This window comes from Kocuria sp. NPDC057446 (assembly GCF_042802875.1).
In the GTDB taxonomy this organism is placed as follows: Bacteria; Actinomycetota; Actinomycetes; order Actinomycetales; family Micrococcaceae; genus Kocuria.
Genome location: NZ_JBHVDI010000206.1, coordinates 1 through 5,311, shown reverse-complemented (window position 1 = coordinate 5,311; position 5,311 = coordinate 1). Strand labels below are relative to the sequence as shown.

7 protein-coding genes are annotated in these 5,311 nt (G+C 75.2%); 6 read left to right on the top strand and 1 reads right to left on the bottom strand.

The window, feature by feature from the left end; translation table 11 throughout:
- Positions 1-118 precede the first annotated feature (118 nt).
- From rbfA to ACFU0Y_RS16810, 6 genes are all read left to right on the top strand, one after another.
- Positions 119-568: a 30S ribosome-binding factor RbfA gene (gene rbfA, locus ACFU0Y_RS16835; protein WP_380215898.1), complete on the top strand. Its 450-nt coding sequence runs from the start codon at positions 119-121 to the stop codon at positions 566-568.
- 21 nt (positions 569-589) lie between these two features.
- Positions 590-1,630 (top strand): tRNA pseudouridine(55) synthase TruB, encoded by a 1,041-nt coding sequence (gene truB, locus ACFU0Y_RS16830; RefSeq protein WP_380215896.1) that lies wholly within the window; start codon positions 590-592, stop codon positions 1,628-1,630.
- Entirely contained in the window at positions 1,630-2,001 is a 372-nt protein-coding gene (locus ACFU0Y_RS16825; protein ID WP_380215894.1) for a hypothetical protein, read from the top strand. The genes truB and ACFU0Y_RS16825 overlap by 1 nt, the downstream gene beginning before the upstream one ends.
- A gap of 56 nt (positions 2,002-2,057) precedes the next feature.
- Positions 2,058-2,540, top strand: coding sequence for a hypothetical protein (locus ACFU0Y_RS16820; RefSeq protein WP_380215892.1), 483 nt, complete (start codon positions 2,058-2,060; stop codon positions 2,538-2,540).
- A gap of 98 nt (positions 2,541-2,638) precedes the next feature.
- Positions 2,639-3,313: a GNAT family N-acetyltransferase gene (locus ACFU0Y_RS16815; protein WP_380215890.1), complete on the top strand. Its 675-nt coding sequence runs from the start codon at positions 2,639-2,641 to the stop codon at positions 3,311-3,313.
- A 30-nt stretch (positions 3,314-3,343) separates the two neighbouring features.
- Entirely contained in the window at positions 3,344-4,345 is a 1,002-nt protein-coding gene (locus ACFU0Y_RS16810) for a bifunctional riboflavin kinase/FAD synthetase (protein WP_380215888.1), read from the top strand.
- Positions 4,346-4,360: 15 nt separating this feature from the next.
- Here the strand turns inward: ACFU0Y_RS16810 and ACFU0Y_RS16805 are convergent, their stop codons facing one another.
- A complete protein-coding gene (locus ACFU0Y_RS16805; protein ID WP_380215900.1) occupies positions 4,361-5,173 on the bottom strand; it encodes an aldo/keto reductase in 813 nt (270 codons plus the stop codon).
- Positions 5,174-5,311: the final 138 nt, after the last annotated feature.

Sequence of the window (5,311 nt, the reverse complement as noted above, 5' to 3'; positions counted from 1 at the left end):
CCTCCACGGTCTCGTACTTCGGGCAGCCGATCGCCTCGCCGGGCGCGGTGCCGCCGCCCCCGTTCCCCGCACGACCCCCGTCGTGCACCGCACCGCCCCGACCCGAGGAGCACCCACCATGGCTGACGCAGCACGCGCCGCCCGACTCGCCGACCGGATCAAGGTCGTCGTGGCCCAGGCGCTCGAGCGCAGGGTCAAGGACCCCCGGCTGGGCTTCGTGACCATCACGGACGCCCGCGTCACCAACGACCTCCAGCACGCCACCCTGTACTACACGGTCTTCGGCACCGCCGAGGAGCAGGAGAGCACCCGCGCCGCCCTGGAGTCCGCCAAGGGCGTCCTGCGCAGCGAGGTCGGCCGCAACATCACGGCCCGCCTGACCCCCACCCTGACCTTCGTCCCGGACGAGATCCCGGTCAACGCCTCGCACCTCGAGGAGGTGCTGCGCGCGGCCAAGGAGAAGGACGCCCAGGTCGCCGCCCAGGCCGCCGGCGCCAGCTGGGCCGCCGGGGAGGACCCCTACCGGAAGCCGGCCGAGGAGGACGACGAGTCCTCCGGGGACCGCTGAGCAGGCGGGGGCACCGGGGAAGTGACCCGCACCAGAGCTGACGTCCCGAGCCCGGACCCGTCCCTGCCGACGCCGTCCGGGCTCGTGGTCGTGGACAAGCCGGCCGGCTGGACCAGCCACGACGTCGTCGCCCGCACCCGCCGCCTCGCGGGCACCCGCAAGGTCGGCCACGCCGGGACCCTCGACCCCATGGCCACGGGCGTGCTGGTCCTCGGGGTGGACCGTGCCACCCGCCTGCTGACCTGGGTCGTCGGAGCGCACAAGACGTACGAGGCGACGGTCCGGCTCGGCCAGACCACCGTCACCGACGACGCCGAGGGAGAGGTCCTCGACGTCGCCGGCCCGAGGGCCGTGGACGCGGTGGACGAGGCGGCGGTGGCCGCCGGCGTCGCCCGGCTCACCGGGGACATCCGGCAGGTCCCCGCGAAGGTCAGTGCCATCAAGGTCGAGGGCCGCCGCGCCTACGCCCAGGTGCGCGCCGGGCAGGACGTGGAGCTCGCCGCGCGGGACGTGACCGTGTCCGAGTTCGCCGTTCACCGGCTCGTGCGCACCGCCGACGACACCGGGCGGGAGGTGCTCGACGTCGACGTCACCGTGACCTGCAGCTCGGGCACCTACGTCCGGGCCCTGGCCCGGGACCTCGGCGCCGACCTCGGCGTGGGCGGCCACCTGACCGCGCTGCGCCGCACCCGCGTGGGCGCGTGGACCCTCGAGGACGCGCGGACCCTCGACGAGCTCGCGGCGGAGGTGGCCGCCGGCCGCCCGCTGCCCGTGACGAGCCTCGAGGACGCCGCCGCCGGCCTGTTCCCCGTCCGCCGGCTGACCGCGGAGGAGGCCGAGGACGTCGCCCACGGGCGCCGGATCGGCCCCAGCGCCGCGGACGGCGGCGAGGAACCGCTCGACAACGAGGCCGTCACCGCCGGCCTCGCGCCCGACGACCGGCTCGTGGCCCTGCTCTGCGACCGCGGCCACCGCGGCGAGCGCACCGCCAAGCCCGTGCTCGTCTTCCTGCCCGGGGAGCGCTTCGCCGCGCCGCCGGACGGGCCCCGGGAGGAGCGCTGATGCCGGGGGGCTACGACGGCTGGTTCTGGGCCGCGGTGCTGCTGGGCGCCCTGTCCTTCCTGGTGTGCCTCGGGCAGGCCGTGCGCGGGCGGCGGCCCGACGACTGGACCCAGGGCTCCGTGCTGCTGCTCGAGGCGTTCCTGCTCGTCTACGCCGTGGGCTCGGTCGTCATGCACGTGCTGGGCCCCGGGCCCACGGGGTCGGCCCTCGAGTACTGGGGCTACCTGCTGACTGCGCTGCTCATCCCGGCGGGCACCTTCGTGTGGTCGCTCGTGGAGCGCTCGAGCTGGTCCAACTGGGTGCTCGCGGCCGCGGGCCCCGTGGTCGCGATCATGGTCTACCGCATGAACGTCATCTGGTACTACCAGTGAGCCCCCGCCCCCTCGGTCCGGCGCCGGACCGCCCCGACCCCGGAGGAGACGCCCCCATGACCCCCGAGCCCCCGCAGGGCGGCCCCACCCGCCTGCAGCAGCGCTTCGGCCCCCGCGCCGCCGGGGCGCGCGGCGACCGCAAGTCCTCGGGCTTCGGCCGGCTGGTGGTCGTGGTCTACGCCGTGTTCTCCCTCTCGGCGGGCGTCCGCTCGCTCTACCAGATCAGCACCGGGTTCGAGGCCGCGCCCCTGCCGTACCTGCTCTCCGCGTTCGCCGCGGCGGTCTACGTGGTGGCCACCGTGGCCCTCGCCCGCCCCGGCCCCCGCTGGCACCGGCTGGCCACGGCCGCCGTGGCCGTGGAGCTCGTCGGCGTGCTGGCCGTGGGCCTGCTGTCGGTGCTCGCCCCGCAGCTGTTCCCCGAGGCCAGCGTGTGGTCCCACTTCGGGCAGGACTACGGCTACGTCCCGCTGGTGCTGCCGGTGGTCGGTCTCGCCTGGCTCCGCCGGTCCCGCCCCACGGGCGGGCGCGTCCCCGCCTGAACGGACCCCGTCCCGCACGGCGCCCGGGCACGCACCGGGTAGGCTCGGTCGCGGGCCGGAGCGCCCCGCGCCGCACGCCACCGAAAGGACCCCCGCCGATGCCCGTACGCCCCGACGGCGCCGAGGACTACGACGTCCCCGTCCTCACCGACGGCTCCGTGGTGCTGCGCCGGCTCGATGAGCGCGACGTCCCGCAGCTGGCCCGCAACTGCGCCGACCCGGCGGCCGCGGAGTTCACCACCGTGCCCCTCGGGTACACGGAGGCCGACGCCCGCTGGTACGTCGAGGAGTTCGTCCCGGCGGCCTGGCGCGCCGGCCGCGAGTACAACTGGGCGGTCGCGGACGCCCGCACCGACCGGCTGCACGGGACGCTGGGGCTCAACGCCCTGCGCGGGACCACCGCGGACATCGGGCTCAACTTCGGCCCCCACGCCCGCGGCACCGGTGCCGCCGAGGCGGCCTGCCGGGTGCTGCTCGAGCACGCCTTCGGGACCCTCGGTCTCACCTATGCTTACTGGATGGCCAAGGTCCCCAACTGGGCCAGCCGGAAGCTGGCCTGGCGGCTGGGCTTCCGCTCCCCGGTGCGGATCGACGGGTTCATGGAGCAGCGCGGCGCCTCGGTGGACGCCTGGATCCTGACCCTCGGCGCCGAGGACCCGCGCTCCCCCCAGGGCCCGTGGGACGGCCCGCCGGCACCGGCCCCCGCCCCGCCGGAGGAACCCGGCCGCCCCGGCGGACCCGTCCCGCCGCGGCCCGCCCCGGTACGACCCTGACCTGCCTGTCCCGTTCCTGCGAGGAGAACCGTGTTCCGCTGGCGAGATCTCTCTGACGTCCCCCCGGGCTTCGGCCCGTCGGTGGTCACCATCGGCAACTTCGACGGTGTGCACCGGGGCCACCAGCGGGTGCTGTCCCAGCTCGTCGAGTCCGCCCGCGAGCGGGGCTGGGCGTCGGTGGTCGTGACGTTCGACCCGCACCCGGCGCAGGTGCACCGCCCCGGCAGCTCCCCGGGACTGATCATGGGCACCGAGGACAAGCTGGACGCCCTCGAGCGCACCGGCGCGGACGCCGCCCTCGTGCTGGAGTACACGCTGGAGTTCGCGGAGCAGTCCACCGAGCAGTTCGTCCTGGGCTCCCTCGTGGGGCCCCTCGGGGCGCGCTGCCTCGTGGTGGGGGAGGACACGCGCCTGGGCAAGGACAACTCCGGCAACATCGGCACGCTCCGGGAGCTGGGGCGGCGCCACGGGTTCGAGGTCCGGGTGGTCGACGACCTCCTCGACCCCCTGCACGAGGAGCACCCGGAGCACGCCCCGGACGTGTCCGCGGCGGGGGGCCGGCGCTGCTCCTCCACCTGGATCCGGTCCTGCCTGCAGGCCGGCGACGTGCGCGCGGCCGCCCGGCTGCTGGGGCGCCACCACCGGATGCGGGGCGAGGTGGTGCACGGGGCCGCCCGCGGACGGGAGCTCGGCTACCCCACGGCGAACCTGTCCGCGCACGCCGCGGGGTTCGTCCCCGCCGACGGGGTGTACGCCGGGTGGCTGCTCGACGCCTCCGGCACGCGCTGGCCCACCGCGATCTCGGTGGGGTCCAACCCCACGTTCGAGAACGTGCCCCGGCAGGTCGAGGCGCACGTCATCGACCGGCCCGAGGAGCGGGTCGAGGACTTCGACCTCTACGGCCAGGAGGTGGTCGTGGAGTTCGTCGCCCGGCTGCGCGGGATGGTCGCCTACGAGGGCGTCGACAAGCTCGTGGCGCAGATGGACGACGACGTCGAGCGCACGCGGGAGATCCTGGCGGCCGAGGCCTGAGCCCCGGCCCGCCCCCTACATCTCCTCGTGGCTGTTCGGGTCGTAGCCGGAGCCGCTGATCCCCGTGTGCAGCATCTGCATCCGGTGCATCTGGTCCTCGTCCAGCTCCCAGTCGAACACGTCGAGGTTCTCGGCCATGCGCCGGGGGTCGGAGCTCTTCGGGACCGGCACGGTGCGCGACTGCAGGTGCCACCGCAGGACCACCTGGGCCGGGGTGCGGCCGGTCTGCCGGGCGATCCGCGCGATCCACCCGTGCTGCAGCAGGTCCGTCTTGCGGCCCAGCGGGGACCAGGCCTGGGTGACGATGCGGTGCTCCTCGTGGAACTCCCGCAGCCGCTCCTGCTGGTACTGCGGGTGCAGCTCCACCTGGTTCACGGCAGGCGTCTCCCCGGTCTCCTCGACCAGGCGCCGGATGTGGGCGGGCGTGAAGTTCGACACCCCCACCGAGCGGACGAGCCCCTCCTGCCGCAGCTCCAGCATCGTCCGCCACGTCTCGACGTAGCGGCCGACCGACGGGTTCGGCCAGTGGATGAGGTAGAGGTCCACGTGGTCGGTGCCCAGCCGCCGCAGGGAGCCCTCGAGGGAGCGGCGCACGGAGTCCGTGCCGTGGTCCCGGCCCGGGAGCTTGGTGGTGAGGAACAGCTCGTCGCGCGGCACGCCGGCCGCCGCGACGGCGCGTCCCACCCCGGTCTCGTTGCCGTAGTTCACCGCGGTGTCGACCATCCGGTACCCCAGCATCAGGGCCTCGGCGACGTCGGCCTCGGCCTCGGCGTCGTCCATGGGGTAGGTGCCCAGCCCGATCACGGGGATCCGCCGGCCGTCCCGCATCGTGTGCGTGCGGTCGGCGACCGCCAGGCCCCGCCCGCCCTTCTCGTCCTTGCTCACGCGCTGCTCCTGCTCGTCTCGGTTCGCTCGTCCCGGTTCGCTCGCCCGGGTCCGCTCGGGCCGGCCGGCTCGTCCCGAGCC

What these genes read in the sequence shown, in the direction of transcription:
- rbfA (WP_380215898.1), top strand. Translation starts at nt 119, where the DNA reads ATGGCTGACGCAGCACGCGCCGCCCGACTCGCCGACCGGATCAAGGTC.
- ACFU0Y_RS16825 (WP_380215894.1), top strand. Translation starts at nt 1,630, where the DNA reads ATGCCGGGGGGCTACGACGGCTGGTTCTGGGCCGCGGTGCTGCTGGGC.
- ACFU0Y_RS16820 (WP_380215892.1), top strand. Translation starts at nt 2,058, where the DNA reads ATGACCCCCGAGCCCCCGCAGGGCGGCCCCACCCGCCTGCAGCAGCGC.
- ACFU0Y_RS16815 (WP_380215890.1), top strand. Translation starts at nt 2,639, where the DNA reads ATGCCCGTACGCCCCGACGGCGCCGAGGACTACGACGTCCCCGTCCTC.
- ACFU0Y_RS16805 (WP_380215900.1), bottom strand. Translation starts at nt 5,173, where the DNA reads ATGCGGGACGGCCGGCGGATCCCCGTGATCGGGCTGGGCACCTACCCC.